Raw genomic sequence first — 14,945 nt, forward strand, 5'->3', positions numbered from 1 at the left:
CTTGATCTAATCCAAGGTCTTAACGCAAACCTTTGATTTTGCTCGTGGTCTGTTACATTGTGCGCCCGGCTACACGGGTATAAACTTTGCAAACTTTACACAGAGGCCACTAACGGTTCGTTTGAACTGTTCAGTCAGCATGAAACCGATTCAGCTGCCCCTAGGTGTGCGTCTGCGTGATGACGCTACCTTCATAAACTACTATCCAGGCGCCAATGCCGCTGCACTCGGCTATGTCGAGCGTCTATGCGAAGCCGACGCCGGCTGGACAGAAAGTCTGATCTATCTTTGGGGTAAACACGGGGTAGGGCGTACGCACTTGCTCCAGGCAGCCTGCTTGCGTTTTGAACAGATGGGTGAGCCTGCTGTTTATCTGCCGCTGGGCGAGCTGATGGACCGTGGCATCGAAATCCTCGACAACCTTGAGCAATACGAGCTGGTGTGCCTGGACGACCTTCAAGCCGTGGCCGGTCGTGCTGATTGGGAAGAGGCCTTGTTCCACTTGTTCAACCGTCTGCGTGACAGCGGTCGGCGTTTACTGATTGCCGCTTCGGCCTCGCCGCGCGAATTGCCGATCAAGCTGGCTGACCTCAAGTCGCGCCTCACGCTGGCGTTGATTTTCCAGATGCGCCCTTTGTCTGACGAAGACAAACTGCGAGCCTTGCAGCTGCGCGCCTCACGCCGTGGCCTGCACCTGACCGACGAAGTCGGGCACTTCATCCTGACCCGCGGCACCCGCAGCATGAGTGCATTGTTTGACCTGCTTGAGCAGCTCGATCAAGCCTCGTTGCAAGCCCAGCGCAAGCTGACCATCCCGTTCTTGAAAGAAACATTGGGCTGGTAAAGGCGGCACTTCACCTCTGTTTGGCAAGTTTCAGGCGCCAGAAAACCTGCGGGCCAGAAGGGCTGCGCGCGCAGAATCTATCGTCAGGGGTGTAAAACCTTAGATGTCATGAGAAAACTGGCGAGTCACATTTAGATCGATTGAATTTGCAAATGAGGATCATAGTTGGCATAGTCGCGACTACTTTTCCTACAAGCCACGGTCGTGCCCATGCTAAATCGCTTCGCACCCCTCGTGCCTCTCGCACTCGTTACCCTGTTGTTTGGTTGCGCTGCGCACTCGCCAGTGTCTCAGCAAGTGGTCGATCAACAGGTTCAACCGTCATCTTCGTCCCAGGCTTCCGCTATTTATCAGGAAGAGTTGGCGACCGAAAAAGAACTGGCTCAATTCTCCGAGAACAGCAAGCCTTACGAACTGCCAGCCCTGGCTGACAGCATCCTTGAGCGTGGCATGTCCTTGATCGGTACCCGCTACCGTTTTGGCGGCACCTCTGAAGCAGGCTTCGATTGCAGTGGCTTTATCGGTTATCTGTTTCGCGAAGAGGCGGGCATGCAATTGCCGCGTTCCACGCGAGAAATGATCAACGTAAAAGCACCGCTCGTCGCGCGCAACAAACTCAAGCCGGGTGACTTGCTGTTCTTCAGCACCAACGGTCGTGGCCGCGTCAGCCATGCCGGCATTTACCTGGGCGATGACCAGTTCATCCACTCCAGCAGCCGCCGCAGCGGGGGCGTACGGATTGACAACCTGGGTGACACCTACTGGAGCAAAACCTTTATTGAGGCCAAACGTGCCTTGGCGATGGCGCCTACGAGCGTAGTAGCCCGCAAGTAAAGTTAAAGCTTCACTTGAAGTTTGGCCTCTAAGGGCTAGAATTCAGTCGCATTGTTAAATTCTTGAAGCCGCGAAGGTGCTCCCTCTCGCGGCTTCAGGTTTCGCGGCCGAGTTGCCGTATCCAGAATCAGGAACGTTCTGTTTATGTCGATCATCGCCCGCGTTGCCGTTTTAACTCTAGCTGCCTTGCTCAGTGCTTGCGCCAGCAACCCACCGCCAGCCCCTGTGGCCAAAAAACCGGTGGTATTTAACAACCCCTCTGAAGACTTTTCGCCGGTCGCGGCCGATGTGCTGTTTCGCGCCTTGGGTTTGGTCGGTACGCCTTATCGCTGGGGCGGTAATACCCCGGATTCGGGCTTTGATTGCAGCGGTTTGATCAAGTACGTCTATAACGACGCCGCGGGTATTTCGTTGCCGCGCTCAACCCGCGAAATGATCGTGATGAGCGCGCCGAATGTGGGCAAAGACAAACTGCAAACCGGTGACTTGCTGTTCTTCGCCACCAGTGGTGGTACGCAAGTCAGCCATGCAGGGATTTATGTAGGGGAAGGGCGCTTTGTGCATGCGCCTGCCACGGGCGGCACCGTCAAGCTCGACAGCCTGTCCAAAGCCTATTGGCAAAAAGCCTACCTGAATGCCAAGCGCGTCTTGCCGACCGAGCAGCACCTGGCACGTAATCCTTAAGCATTCTGCGCGCTTCTTAAAAGCTCGCAACCTGTGCCAGCTCCTACGGGACGTCTGTAGGAACTGGCGAAAGCTGCGAGCCTCAGCTTACTTGGCGGACACCCGCCAAATCTTGTTGCCGACGTCATCGGCTACCAGCAAATCCCCCTGTTTATCAATCACTACCCCCACCGGGCGGCCCATGGCTTTTTCGTCGGCGTTGAGAAAGCCGGTGAGCACGTCCATCGGCATGCCGGTGGGTTTACCGTCAGCAAAGGGCACGAAGATCACTTTGTAGCCACTGTGCGGTTTGCGGTTCCAGGAGCCGTGCTGGCCAATAAAAGCCCCTTCAGTGAAGTTCGGCAACTTGCTGCCATCGGCAAAACTCAAACCCAGTGAAGCGGTGTGCGGGCCGACGGCATAGTCAGGCGCGATGGCTTTGGCCACAAGCTCGGGGTTTTGCGGATCAACCCGCACATCGACATGCTGGCCGTAATAGCTGTAGGGCCAGCCATAAAAGCCGCCGTCTTTGACGGAGGTGATGTAGTCCGGCACCAGATCGCTGCCGATCTCGTCACGTTCGTTAACCGCCGTCCAGAGTTTGCCGGTCGCAGGTTCCCAGTCCATGCCGTTGGGGTTGCGCAGCCCGGAGGCGAAAATGCGGTGGCTGCCGGTCGCCGGGTCAACTTCCCAAATGGCGGCGCGGCCTTCTTCCTTGTCCAGGCCGTTTTCACCCACGTTGCTGTTGGAGCCGACGGTTACGTAGAGCTTTTTGCCGTCGGGGCTGGCGATGACGTTTTTAGTCCAGTGATGGTTCAGCGGCCCACCCGGCAAGTCGACCACTTTGGTCGGTTGGGCGCTGATGGAGTCTTGGCCGGCTTGATAGGGAAAGCGCAGCAGCTTGTCGGAGTCGGCCACGTACAGGTCGTTGCCCACCAGCGTCATGCCGAATGGCGAGTTGAGGTTTTGCAAAAACACGGTGCGGGTTTCGGCGATGCCGTCATGGTTGGCGTCGCGCAGTAACGTGATGCGGTTTGCGCTGGGCACGCCGGCACCGGCTTTGCCCATGACCTTCTCCATCACCCAGCCGCGAATGCCTTTGCTGTCATCGGGTTTGGGCGGGGCGTTGGTTTCGGCCACCAGCACGTCGCCATTGGGCAGTACGTAGAGCCAGCGCGGGTGGTCGAGGTCTTCAGCAAATGCGCTGACGTTCAAGCCTTGAGCTGCAATCGGCTTGGCGCCTTGGCTCCAGCCCACGGCGGGGGCAATGTTAACGGTGGGGATCAAGGTTTTATTGGGTTCAGGCAGCTTGGGCGAGGGGCCGGTGCCATCCGCCACTTGCAGTGACGAACTCTCACCACAGGCGGCTAAACCGGCCGCAAGGACGATGACGACGGCGTGTTGGCGCTTGAGCATGTGAATCTCCATGAGTTCAGGGGGCGTAAGTGATAGAGAAGCCTAGTCGCTTAAAGGTTCAGGGCAATGCGAAGCGAGCCGATATGCGCACCACCTTTAATTGACGCTCCACCCCCAACCCTCTAACCTTTGGCGCTTGTTTCAGGTGCCCTGCAATCCAAGGTTCGCAGGGTGAAACAGGGAAGCCGGTGAGGGCGCGTGCATTTCGCACAGCCGCCACGATCCCGGCGCTGCCCCCGCAACGGTAAATGAGTCAACGCCGCGCTGAGTGCCACTGTGTTTATTCACGGGAAGGCGCGCGGTCAGGGCTGCCCCGCGTCAGGGCCGCCTGCTTGTGAGCCCGGAGACCGGCCTGAGCCATCCAGCACCTTCGCGGCGGGCGAGTGTGTGTCGTTATTGACCTATTCCCCCCGCCTCCCGTTTGCTTAATTCAGCCCCGACGGAGAGCTGCCATGAATGAATCCCCCGAACGCGACGAACGTCATCAGGCGCGCATGCTGCGCAAAAAAGCCGTCATGGATGAGCGCATTGCCAGCGCCCCCAACGAGTGTGGCTTGTTGCTGGTATTGACCGGCAATGGCAAAGGCAAAAGCAGCTCGGCTTTTGGCATGTTGGCCCGTGCCATGGGGCACGGCATGCAATGTGGCGTAGTGCAGTTCATCAAGGGTCGCAACAGCACCGGCGAAGAGATTTTTTTCCGCCGCTTCCCCGAGCAAGTGCGTTACCACGTGATGGGCGAAGGCTTTACCTGGGAAACCCAGGACCGCCAGCGTGACATCGCCGCAGCTGAAGCGGCGTGGGAAGTGTCGCGCGAGATGTTGCGCGACCCCTCCATCGGGCTGGTGGTGCTGGATGAGCTGAACATTGCGCTCAAGCACGGCTATCTCGACCTGGAGCAGGTGCTCAGTGACCTGCAAGCCCGTCCGCCCATGCAGCATGTGCTGGTCACCGGCCGTGGCGCCAAACCCGAACTGATTGATCTGGCCGACACCGTGACGGAAATGAACGTGGTCAAACACGCGTTTCAGGCCGGCATCAAAGCCCAGAAAGGCATCGAATTGTGAGTGTTCAAGCATGAGAGAGTCGCGTCATTGCCCGGCGGTGTTGATCGCCGCACCGGCTTCCGGTCAGGGCAAGACCACCGTTACCGCCGCTTTGGCCCGATTGCATCGCAATCAAGGGCGCAAGGTGCGGGTATTTAAATGTGGCCCGGATTTTCTCGACCCCATGATTCTGGAGCGCGCCAGCGGTGCGCCGGTGTATCAGGTTGATTTATGGATGGTGGGCGCGGACGAAAGCCGACGCCTGTTGTGGGAAGCCGCAGGCGAGGCCGACCTGATTCTGATTGAAGGGGTCATGGGCCTGTTCGACGGCACCCCGTCCAGCGCTGATCTGGCGCGCCATTTTGGTGTGCCCGTACTCGGGGTCATTGATGGCACCGCAATGGCGCAGACCTTTGGTGCGTTGGCGTTGGGGCTGGCGATGTATCAGCCTGATTTGCCATTTGCCGGGGTTCTGGCCAACCGCGTCGGCACGGTACGCCACGCGCAATTGCTCGAAGGCAGCTTGACCCAAGGCTTGCGCTGGTACGGCGCGCTGTCGCGTGAAACCGGTATCGAACTACCCAGTCGTCACTTGGGGCTGGTGCAGGCCAGCGAGTTGAACGATCTGGACGCACGTCTCGATGCCGCCGCCGATGCGCTCGCCAGCACCTGTGAGGTAGCGCTGCCACCGGCGGTTGAGTTTGCCGCGCCGCAGCCGGTCGCGATTGAACCGCTGTTGGCCGGTGTGCGCATTGCCGTGGCCCGCGATGAAGCGTTCGCCTTCACCTACGGCGCGAGCCTGGCCTTGTTGCGAGACATGGGGGCTGAGTTGCTGTTTTTCTCGCCGATTCGCGACACGCAACTGCCGCAGGCGCACAGCCTGTATTTACCAGGCGGCTATCCCGAGTTGCATCACCTTGAGTTGTCGCGTAATCGCCCAATGCTGGAGGCCATTCGTGCCCACCACGCCGCCGGTAAACCGCTGCTGGCCGAGTGCGGCGGCATGCTGTATTTACTCGATGCGTTGACCGATGTTGAAGGCCAGCGGGCTGAACTGGTGGGGTTGTTGAAAGGCGAAGCCACCATGCAGAAACGCCTGGCGGCATTGGCGTTGCAGGCGGTGGACATGCCCGAAGGCCTGCTGCGTGGTCACACCTACCATCACTCGCTGACCAGCACCGAGCTGCTCCCCATCGCCCGTGGCCTTAGCCCCAATGGCGGGCGCGGCGCCGAAGCGGTGTATCGCGAAGGCCGGATGACGGCGTCTTATGTGCACTTTTACTTTCCCTCCAACCCCCAGGCCGTGGCTGCGCTGTTCGCACCGTGTGCCGTGAAGGTGCCATGAGCGACAACGCATTTAGTCCCCAAGAACGCGCAGCGGTGTACCGCGCCATCGCAGAACGCCGCGATATGCGTCATTTCAGCGGCGGTACGGTAGCGCCCGAGCTGTTGGCGCGCCTGCTCGAAGCCGCGCATCAAGCCCCCAGCGTGGGTTTGATGCAGCCGTGGCGGTTTATCCGCATCACAGATCGTGCATTGCGCGCCAAGATTCAACGTTTGGTCGAAGCGGAGCGCGTGCGCACCGCCGAGGCGCTGGGCGAGCGTTCGGATGAATTCATGACGCTCAAGGTCGAAGGCATCAACGACTGCGCCGAGGTGTTGGTGGCCGCGTTGATGGATGACCGCGAAAAGCACATTTTTGGCCGTCGCACCTTGCCGGAAATGGACATGGCGTCGTTGTCCTGTGCCATTCAAAACCTGTGGCTGGCCGCGCGGGTTGAAGGGTTGGGCATGGGGTGGGTGTCGTTGTTCGAGCCGCAGGCGCTGGCAGATTTACTCGGCCTGCCCCCCGGCGCCAAGCCTCTGGCGGTGTTATGCCTGGGGCCGGTTGCGGCGTTTTACCCGGCGCCGATGCTGGTGCTGGAAGGGTGGGCGCAAGCGCGACCACTGAACGAATTGGTGTACGAGAACTATTGGGGAGTGAGTCCATGAGTGTGGCGTTACTGTGCGTCGCCGGTGTGGCGTTGGATGCGCTACTGGGTGAGCCAAAACGCTGGCATCCGCTGGTTGCGTTTGGCCGTATGGCTGAGCGTATCGAGCAACGTTTTAACTCCGGCGGGCGGGGTTGGCGCAGTCATGGGGTGACGGCCTGGGTGCTGGCGGTCGTCCCGCTGACGATCCTGGCCACGGCGCTGTCGTGGCTGCCCTATATCGGCTGGTTGGTGGAGATCGCGGCGCTGTATTGCGCGCTGGGCATGCGCAGCTTGGGCGAGCATGTGCAGCCGGTGGCCGAGGCGTTGCGCAGTGATGACCTGGAGACCGCACGCACCCGCGTCGGGTATCTGGTCAGTCGCCAAACCAGTGAACTGGACGCCACCGACGTCGCGCGCGCCGCCACCGAGTCGGTGCTCGAAAACGGCAGTGACGCTGTGTTTGCCGCCATCTTCTGGTTTGCCGTGGCAGGCGCGCCGGGCGTGGTGCTCTACCGTTTGAGCAACACGCTGGACGCCATGTGGGGCTATCGCAACGAACGCTTTGAGCGTTTTGGCTGGGCCGCTGCGCGCATCGACGATGTACTCAATTACATCCCTGCACGTCTGGTGGCGTTAACGTACGCCCTGTTGGGCAAAACGCGGCTGGCCTTGCAGTGCTGGCGCAAACAGGCGCCGCAGTGGGACAGTCCCAATGCTGGCCCGGTGATGGCGGCGGGTGCCGGTGCGCTGGGTGTGGAGCTGGGAGGCCCGGCGATTTACCACGGTGAGCTGCACCAACGCCCGCCGTTGGGTGAAGGCCCGCCCGCCGACGCCGACGCCATTGGGCGCGGCTGGCAGTTGGTACAGCGCGGTGTGTGGCTGTGGTTGTTGATCTTGTGCGTGTGGAGTGAATTCTATGCTTGAGCACGGTGGGCGTTTACGTCAGGCGGCGCTGCAATACGGTATTGGTGAAACCGACTGGCTGGACTTGTCCAGCGGTTTGGCGCCCTGGCCTTTTGCGGTGCCTGCGATTGCTGAACGGGCCTGGGCGCGTCTGCCTGAAACCGACGACGGGCTTGAGCACGCCGCGTGCGCCTATTACGGCGCGCCGAACGTGCTGCCCGTGCCGGGTTCGCAATGTGCCATCCAGTTGCTGCCACGCCTGCGCCGTACGGGCAAAGTCGGGGTGTTGTCCCCGTGCTATGCCGAGCATGCCGAAGCCTGGCGGCGTAACGGGCACGTCGTGCGTGAAGTCATGGAGCAAGAAGTCGACTTCTACCTCGATACGCTGGACGTGCTGGTGGTGGTCAACCCCAACAACCCGACCGGCCTGAGCCTGTCGCCAGAGCGCTTGCTGGAGTGGCATGCGCGGTTGGTGCAGCGTGGCGGTTGGCTGGTGGTGGACGAGGCGTTCATGGACAACACCCCCGATTTGAGTCTGGCAGCGCAGAGCCATCGCACCGGTCTGATTGTGTTGCGTTCATTCGGCAAGTTTTTTGGCCTGGCGGGCGTGCGTCTGGGCTTTGTGCTGGCTGAACTTAAATTACTCAAATTACTCGCCGAGCAAGTCGGACCCTGGGCCGTCAGTGGCCCGACGCGGGTGCTGGGGCAGGCGTGCTTGCTCGACTACGAGGCGCATGCGCGTCAGCGCGAACGCAGCGAGCGGGCCAGTGAGCGTTTGGTTGCGCTGTTAAGCCAATACGGGCTGCCGCCTTTGGGCGGTTGTGCGCTGTTTCAGTGGCTGATCACGCCGCATGCCGAACGCTTGTACGACTTCATGGCGCGGCGCGGCATTTTGTTGCGCTTGTTCCCCCACAACAGCAGCGTGCGTTTGGGCCTGCCTGGCGACGAGGCAGACTGGCTCAAACTTGAACACGCCTTGCAGGCTTATGCCCAGGAAACCCCATGAGCACATTGATGGTGCAAGGCACGACGTCTGACGCCGGTAAAAGTACGCTGGTGACGGCGTTGTGTCGCTGGGTGACCCGCCAGGGCGTCAGCGTGGTGCCTTTCAAGCCGCAGAACATGGCGCTCAACAGTGCCGTGACCCCCGAGGGGGGCGAGATCGGACGCGCACAAGCGGTTCAGGCGCAGGCCGCGGGGCTGGCGCCACACACCGACATGAACCCGGTGCTGCTCAAACCTAACAGCGACACCGGTTCGCAAGTGATTATTCACGGCCGCGCCGTGACCAGCATGAACGCGGTGGCTTACCACGATTACAAAGCCATCGCGATGCAAGCGGTGCTGGCCTCGCATCAACGCCTGAGCGCGGCCTACCCGGTGGTCATGGTCGAGGGTGCCGGCTCGCCCGCCGAGATCAATTTGCGCGCCGGTGACATTGCCAACATGGGGTTTGCCCAAGCTGTAGATTGCCCGGTGATCCTGATTGCCGACATCAATCGCGGCGGGGTCTTCGCGCATTTGGTCGGCACCCTTGAGCTGCTGTCCGAGAGTGAGCAGGCGCGGGTCAAAGGTTTCGTCATCAACCGTTTTCGCGGTGATATCGCGCTGCTGCAACCGGGTCTGGACTGGCTGGAGCAGCGCACCGGTAAACCGGTGATCGGCGTGCTGCCATACGTGATGGACTTGCACCTTGAAGCCGAAGACGGCATTGATCAGCGTCAGATCGAGAAACACGCGCACGTGCTCAAGGTGGTGGTGCCCGTGCTGCCGCGCATCAGCAATCACACCGACTTCGACCCGCTGCGCCTGCACCCGCAGGTGGACTTGCAGTTTGTGGGGCCGGGGCAGCCGATACCGCCTGCGGACTTGATCATCCTGCCGGGTTCCAAAAGCGTGTGCAGTGACTTGGCCTACTTGCGCGCCAATGGCTGGGACACGGCCATCAGCCGTCACCTGCGCTATGGCGGCAAAGTGCTGGGGATTTGTGGTGGTTTGCAGATGCTCGGCGAGCACGTCCACGACCCGCTGGGCCTTGAAGGCCCGTCGGGTTCGAGTGCCGGTTTGGGTTTGCTGGCGTTCAGCACCCGGCTTGAAGCCGAAAAACAACTGCGCAACGTGCGCGGGCGTTTGACACTGGAAAACGCAGAGGTCAGCGGTTATGAAATCCATGCAGGCGTTACGACCGGGCCTGCGCTTGAGCTGCCCGCGGTGCAGTTGGATGACGGGCGCTGCGATGGCGCGCGCAGTGCCGACGGGCAGATTTTGGGCACCTACCTGCACGGTGTGTTCGAGTCCCCGGCCGCCTGTAGCGCGCTGTTGCGCTGGGCCGGATTACACACCGTGCAAACCGTGGATTACCACGCCCTGCGTGAGCGTGACATTGAACGGCTGGCCGACCTGGTAGAAAACCATCTCGACACCGCCTTCCTGCGCGAACTCTGTGGGCTTGGCTAACCGCGTGATGACAGGCGCAGAGTGCTGCGTCTTTTAGAGGTGGACGAACATGTTGCAACTGATTTTGGGCGGTGCCCGCTCGGGTAAAAGCCGCTTGGCCGAGAAGCTTGCGGCCGACTCGGGCTGTGCGGTGACCTACATTGCTACCAGCCAACCGCTGGACGGCGAGATGAATGAGCGCGTGCGCCACCACCGTGAACGCCGTCCGCCCCATTGGGCATTGATTGAAGAGCCTATCGAACTGGCCCGTGTGCTGCGTGAAAACGCGCGCGTCGATACCTGCCTGCTGGTCGACTGCCTGACGCTGTGGCTGACCAATTTGCTGATGCTCGAAAACCCGCAGCGCCTGACTGATGAGCGCGATGCATTGCTGCAATGCCTGGGCGAGCTACCGGGTGAAATCCTGTTTGTCAGCAACGAGACCGGCATGGGCGTTGTCCCGCTGGGCGAGCTGACCCGTCGCTTTGTCGATGAAGCCGGCTGGCTGCATCAAGCGTTGGCCGAGCGTTGCCAGCGCGTTGTGCTGACCGTTGCAGGCTTGCCTCTCACTTTGAAAGGAACTGCTTTATGAACACGCCGTGGTGGCTGCTGCCCTGCAAAACCGTTGACCTTGATGTGCAACAGGCGGCAGCCGAGCGTCAACAGCAACTGACCAAACCTGCCGGTTCGCTGGGTCAACTGGAAGCGGTGGCGATTCAATTGGCCGGGCTGCAAGGCCAGCTCAAGCCGCGTGTCGATCACCTGTGGATTGCCATTTTTGCGGGCGATCACGGCGTGGTGGCCGAAGGTGTTTCGGCGTATCCGCAAGCTGTGACCGGGCAAATGCTGCATAACTTTGTCAACGGCGGTGCGGCGATCAGTGTGCTGGCACGGCAATTGGGCGCGCAGCTGGATGTGGTGGACCTGGGCACGGTTTCGCCGATGCTCAACCTGGCAGGCGTGCGCCATGTGCAATTGGGCGCAGGCACGGCGAACTTTGCGAACGCCCCGGCGATGACCGACGCGCAAGGGTTGAAGGCGTTGCAGGCGGGGCGCGACAGCGTTTTGCGGGCACGGGAGCAGGGCTGCGAATTGTTTATCGGTGGCGAAATGGGCATCGGCAACACGGCGTCCGCCAGTGCCGTGGCCAGCGCGCTGCTGCAATGCCCGGCCTCTTTATTAACCGGGCCGGGCACCGGGCTGGATGCAGCCGGTGTCAGCCATAAAGCGCGGGTCATCGAGCGGGCGCTGGCGTTTCATGCCGGGCTGCTCGACGACCCGTTGCAAGCCTTGTTTCGTCTGGGCGGCTTCGAAATTGCTGCCTTGGCGGGCGCCTACGTGGCGTGCGCGCAAGCGGGTGTCGTTGCGCTGGTGGATGGTTTTATCTGCACCGTTGCCGCAATGGTGGCTGTGCGTTTGAACCCTGAGTGCCGCCAGTGGTTGATCTTTAGCCATCGCGGTGCCGAGCAAGGGCATCGTCATGTGCTTGAAAGCCTTGAAGCTGAGCCTTTGCTCGACTTGGGCTTGCGTTTGGGCGAGGGCAGCGGCGCTGCGTTGGCGGTGCCGTTGCTGCGTCTGGCCTGCGACCTGCACGCGCAGATGGCGACGTTTGCTGAGGCGGCCGTGGCGGATCGTCCGGCATGAGCGTGCGCCTGGACCTGCTGCGTCATGGCGAAACCGAGTTGGGCGGCGGCTTGCGCGGCAGCCTGGATGATGCGCTGACCGAACTGGGCTGGTCGCAAATGCGTAAGGCGGTGATCGGACAGGGGCCGTGGGATCGTATTGTCAGCTCTCCTTTGCAACGCTGCCGTTTGTTTGCTGAAGAATTGGCGGCCTCGCTCAACCTGCCGCTGAGTCTGGAAAAAGACCTGCAAGAGCTGCATTTCGGGGCGTGGGAAGGGCAGAGCGCGGCGGCGCTGATGCAAACCGATGAGCAGGCGCTGGGGCTGTTTTGGGCCGACCCCTACCGCTTTACCCCGCCTGATGGTGAGCCGGTGGTTGAGTTCGCCGAGCGGGTCTTGGCGGCAGTGCTGCGTTTGCAGCGCAGCTGTGCGGGTGAGCGGGTGTTGGTGGTCTGTCACGGTGGCGTGATCAAGCGACTGCTTGCACAGGCCCGAGGCTTGCCACGCGAGCAGTTACTTAACGTTGCTGTCGCGCATGGGGCTTTGTTTGGCCTGCAAGTGATGGCGGACGGTCAGTTGCATGAGGTGACGGACTGATGCTGCCCTTCTGGATTGCTTTGCAGTTTCTGAGCAGTTTGCCGGTGCGGTTGCCGGGCATGCCGCAGCCCCAGGAACTTGGGCGTTCGTTGCTGTTTTATCCATTAGTGGGCGTGCTGTTCGGTGCCGTGCTGTGGGGGGTTAATGGTGTGCTGGCAGGTGCTCCGGCCATGCTCCATGCCGCCTTGCTGCTGACGGTGTGGGTGCTGCTCAGTGGCGGGTTGCACCTGGACGGTCTGGCCGACAGTGCCGACGCCTGGCTGGGCGGGTTTGGTGACCGCGAGCGCACCCTGACCATCATGAAAGACCCGCGCAGCGGGCCGATAGCCGTGGTGGTGTTGGTGCTGGTACTGCTGCTGAAATTTTGCGCGCTGCTGGCGTTGATTGAGCAGCGACAGTGGGCGGCATTGTTGATCGTGCCGCTGATCGGGCGCAGTGCGTTGCTTGGGATATTCCTGACCACGCCTTATGTGCGCGCCGGTGGGTTGGGGCAGGCGTTGGCCGACCACTTGCCGCGTCACGCGGGGTGGTGGGTGCTGGGGTTCAGCGCGCTGGCTTGTGTGTTATTGGCAGGCGTGAGCGGTGTGTGGGCGTTGGCGTTGGCCGTGCTCGGGTTTGCGTGGTTGCGCCAGATGATGATGCGCCGGTTGGGCGGCACCACCGGCGATACAGCGGGCGCCATGCTGGAGCTGCTGGAAGTGCTGATGCTGGTAGGCCTGGCACTGGTGGGCTGATCTTTGACCTTGATTCTCTTTTATTGCGGGTATATACATACAAAATGTTACCGACCCAGTGTTTATGCACCAACCTGCGACGCGCCGCCCGTGGCGTCAGCAAACATTACGACGGCGCCCTCGATGGCTTCGGGATCAACGTTGCCCAGTATTCACTGCTGAGCAATCTTAAGCGTCTTGATCAACCGAGTATTTCCAGCCTGGCAGAAGCTATGGGGCTGGACCGCAGCACCTTGGGCCGTAACTTGCGTGTGCTTGAGGGCGTAGGGCTGGTGAAGCTGTCCGAGGGCGCGGACCAGCGTAATCGTCTGGTGTGCCTGACCAAGACAGGAAATGAGCGTCTGGCTGCTGCCTTGCCTGCGTGGGAAGCCGCACAGCAACGTTTGATGGATCGCTTGGGTGAAGAGCGACGCTCACAGTTGTTAGCGCTATTGGATGAATTGGCCGGCCCTGACTGAAGGTCAGTCGCCTGGGCTTAAATGGGTATATACCCGCTCCCGGAGAACAACAATGACAACGGTGTGGCGTAACAGCGGTTGGGTGCTGCTGGGCAGTGCTTTGATTTTGGCGCTGTCTTTAGGGGTCAGGCACGGTTTCGGATTGTTTCTGCCGCCCATGAGTGCGCAGTTCGGTTGGGGCCGTGAAGTGTTTGCCTTCGCCATCGCCCTGCAAAACTTGATATGGGGCTTGGCTCAGCCGTTTACAGGAGCCTTGGCAGACCGCTTTGGGGCCGCCAAAGTGGTGATTGTCGGCGGGTTGCTGTACGCCGTCGGATTATTGCTGATGGGCTTGTCGGATTCGCCGCTGTCGTTGTCGCTGAGCGCGGGTCTATTGATTGGTATTGGCCTGTCTGGCACCTCGTTTTCAGTCATTTTGGGCGTGGTTGGTCGCGCTTTGCCGCCGCAAAATCGCAGCATGGGCATGGGGATCGCCAGTGCGGCAGGTTCGTTCGGTCAATTCGCCATGCTGCCCGGTACGCTGGGGCTGATTGGCTGGCTCGGCTGGTCGGCGGCGCTCTTGGTATTGGGCTTGTTGGTCGCGCTGATTGTGCCGCTGGTGAGCATGCTCAAGGATCGCCCCCTGCCCAATTTGGGCGGTGAGCAAACGCTTAAAGAAGCCTTGCACGAAGCGTGTAGCCACTCGGGTTTTTGGTTGCTGGCGTTTGGTTTTTTTGTGTGTGGTTTTCAGGTGGTGTTTATCGGTATTCATCTGCCAGCGTATCTGGTGGACCAGCATTTACCGGCCACCGTGGGCACTACGGTGCTGGCGCTGATCGGGCTGTTCAACATTTTTGGCACTTACACGGCTGGCTGGCTGGGCGGGCGTATGTCCAAGCCGCGCTTGTTGACCGGGTTGTATCTGGCCCGCGCGGTGGTGATTGTGCTGTTCTTGTGGGCGCCGGTTACCCAGTTCAGTGCTTACGTGTTTGGCATGGTCATGGGCTTTCTCTGGCTGTCGACGGTACCGCTGACCAACGGCACGGTGGCGACGATGTTTGGCGTGCGTAACTTGTCGATGTTGGGCGGGATCGTGTTTCTGTTTCACCAGCTCGGGGCCTTCCTGGGTGGCTGGCTGGGCGGCGTGGTCTATGATCAAACCGGCAGTTATGACCTTATCTGGCAGGTTTCGATTGGCCTGAGCCTGTTGGCGGCGGCGCTTAACGTGCCGGTACGCGAACGACCGGTGGCGCGCTTGCAGGCACAGGAGGGGATGGCATGAGTTCAACCTGGCTATGGCTGAGCGGCGTAAGTGTTGGGTTCGCGTTGCTTGCATGGGCGTGGTGGGGCTGGCATCAGGGCGCTCTGGCACTCATGCAACTGGGCATGGGGGTTTGCTAGATGGCAACCTGGGCGCGTAAATTCAGAACCGGTTCTTTTATT

General features: G+C 60.8%; 17 protein-coding genes and 1 riboswitch. Of the genes, 16 read left to right on the plus strand and 1 reads right to left on the minus strand.

Features of this window, described 5'->3' with window-relative positions; translation table 11 throughout:
- The first annotated feature begins 139 nt into the window (after positions 1-139).
- From hda to ACP7A4_RS03410, 3 genes are all read left to right on the plus strand, one after another.
- Positions 140-844 carry a DnaA regulatory inactivator Hda gene (gene hda, locus ACP7A4_RS03400; protein WP_047276383.1) on the plus strand — a complete coding sequence of 235 codons (705 nt, stop codon included), beginning with the start codon at positions 140-142 and terminating at the stop codon, positions 842-844.
- 210 nt (positions 845-1,054) lie between these two features.
- Positions 1,055-1,678 (plus strand): C40 family peptidase, encoded by a 624-nt coding sequence (locus ACP7A4_RS03405; RefSeq protein ID WP_426245529.1) that lies wholly within the window; start codon positions 1,055-1,057, stop codon positions 1,676-1,678.
- A 144-nt stretch (positions 1,679-1,822) separates the two neighbouring features.
- Positions 1,823-2,362: a C40 family peptidase gene (locus tag ACP7A4_RS03410; RefSeq protein WP_203302837.1), complete on the plus strand. Its 540-nt coding sequence runs from the start codon at positions 1,823-1,825 to the stop codon at positions 2,360-2,362.
- Between the two features lie 87 nt (positions 2,363-2,449).
- On the opposite strand, the gene ACP7A4_RS03415 is transcribed toward ACP7A4_RS03410, so the two are convergent.
- Positions 2,450-3,757 carry a PQQ-dependent sugar dehydrogenase gene (locus tag ACP7A4_RS03415; protein ID WP_059761816.1) on the minus strand — a complete coding sequence of 436 codons (1,308 nt, stop codon included), beginning with the start codon at positions 3,755-3,757 and terminating at the stop codon, positions 2,450-2,452.
- Positions 3,758-3,883: 126 nt separating this feature from the next.
- Positions 3,884-4,127, plus strand: a riboswitch (cobalamin riboswitch).
- A gap of 82 nt (positions 4,128-4,209) precedes the next feature.
- On the opposite strand from ACP7A4_RS03415, the gene cobO reads away from it, so the two are divergent.
- From cobO to ACP7A4_RS03480, 13 genes are read left to right on the plus strand one after another with little or no spacing between them, the layout of a single operon-like run.
- The gene (gene cobO / locus ACP7A4_RS03420; RefSeq protein ID WP_048362866.1) at positions 4,210-4,821 is read left to right on the plus strand and encodes a cob(I)yrinic acid a,c-diamide adenosyltransferase; all 612 of its coding nucleotides are present in this window, start codon (positions 4,210-4,212) and stop codon (positions 4,819-4,821) included.
- Positions 4,822-4,831: 10 nt separating this feature from the next.
- A complete protein-coding gene (locus ACP7A4_RS03425; RefSeq protein ID WP_059761817.1) occupies positions 4,832-6,145 on the plus strand; it encodes a cobyrinate a,c-diamide synthase in 1,314 nt (437 codons plus the stop codon).
- Positions 6,142-6,792, plus strand: coding sequence for a 5,6-dimethylbenzimidazole synthase (gene bluB / locus ACP7A4_RS03430; RefSeq protein WP_426245532.1), 651 nt, complete (start codon positions 6,142-6,144; stop codon positions 6,790-6,792). Before ACP7A4_RS03425 ends, bluB begins: the two co-directional genes overlap by 4 nt.
- The gene (cbiB, locus tag ACP7A4_RS03435; protein ID WP_203302839.1) at positions 6,789-7,697 is read left to right on the plus strand and encodes an adenosylcobinamide-phosphate synthase CbiB; all 909 of its coding nucleotides are present in this window, start codon (positions 6,789-6,791) and stop codon (positions 7,695-7,697) included. The genes bluB and cbiB overlap by 4 nt, the downstream gene beginning before the upstream one ends.
- Positions 7,690-8,682 (plus strand): threonine-phosphate decarboxylase CobD, encoded by a 993-nt coding sequence (gene cobD, locus ACP7A4_RS03440; RefSeq protein ID WP_059761819.1) that lies wholly within the window; start codon positions 7,690-7,692, stop codon positions 8,680-8,682. The genes cbiB and cobD overlap by 8 nt, the downstream gene beginning before the upstream one ends.
- Entirely contained in the window at positions 8,679-10,133 is a 1,455-nt protein-coding gene (locus ACP7A4_RS03445; RefSeq protein WP_426245535.1) for a cobyric acid synthase, read from the plus strand. Before cobD ends, ACP7A4_RS03445 begins: the two co-directional genes overlap by 4 nt.
- 49 nt (positions 10,134-10,182) lie before the next feature.
- Entirely contained in the window at positions 10,183-10,704 is a 522-nt protein-coding gene (gene cobU / locus ACP7A4_RS03450; RefSeq protein WP_203306612.1) for a bifunctional adenosylcobinamide kinase/adenosylcobinamide-phosphate guanylyltransferase, read from the plus strand.
- Entirely contained in the window at positions 10,701-11,756 is a 1,056-nt protein-coding gene (cobT, locus tag ACP7A4_RS03455; protein ID WP_426245537.1) for a nicotinate-nucleotide--dimethylbenzimidazole phosphoribosyltransferase, read from the plus strand. Before cobU ends, cobT begins: the two co-directional genes overlap by 4 nt.
- Complete coding sequence (gene cobC, locus ACP7A4_RS03460) at positions 11,753-12,331, plus strand: alpha-ribazole phosphatase family protein (RefSeq protein WP_203302842.1); 579 nt, start codon at positions 11,753-11,755, stop codon at positions 12,329-12,331. Before cobT ends, cobC begins: the two co-directional genes overlap by 4 nt.
- On the plus strand, positions 12,331-13,065 hold the full coding sequence (locus ACP7A4_RS03465) for an adenosylcobinamide-GDP ribazoletransferase (RefSeq protein ID WP_426245540.1): 735 nt from the start codon (positions 12,331-12,333) through the stop codon (positions 13,063-13,065). Before cobC ends, ACP7A4_RS03465 begins: the two co-directional genes overlap by 1 nt.
- Before the next feature lie 44 nt (positions 13,066-13,109).
- Positions 13,110-13,523, plus strand: coding sequence for a MarR family winged helix-turn-helix transcriptional regulator (locus tag ACP7A4_RS03470; RefSeq protein ID WP_059761824.1), 414 nt, complete (start codon positions 13,110-13,112; stop codon positions 13,521-13,523).
- Positions 13,524-13,575: 52 nt separating this feature from the next.
- A complete protein-coding gene (locus ACP7A4_RS03475; RefSeq protein ID WP_426245543.1) occupies positions 13,576-14,784 on the plus strand; it encodes an MFS transporter in 1,209 nt (402 codons plus the stop codon).
- Complete coding sequence (locus ACP7A4_RS03480) at positions 14,781-14,903, plus strand: hypothetical protein (RefSeq protein ID WP_256209668.1); 123 nt, start codon at positions 14,781-14,783, stop codon at positions 14,901-14,903. Before ACP7A4_RS03475 ends, ACP7A4_RS03480 begins: the two co-directional genes overlap by 4 nt.
- The last annotated feature ends 42 nt before the right edge of the window (positions 14,904-14,945 follow it).

The sequence above is a fragment of the Pseudomonas sp. TWR3-1-1 genome, from assembly GCF_049896545.1.
GTDB classification, from domain to species: domain Bacteria; phylum Pseudomonadota; class Gammaproteobacteria; order Pseudomonadales; family Pseudomonadaceae; genus Aquipseudomonas; species Aquipseudomonas weihenstephanensis.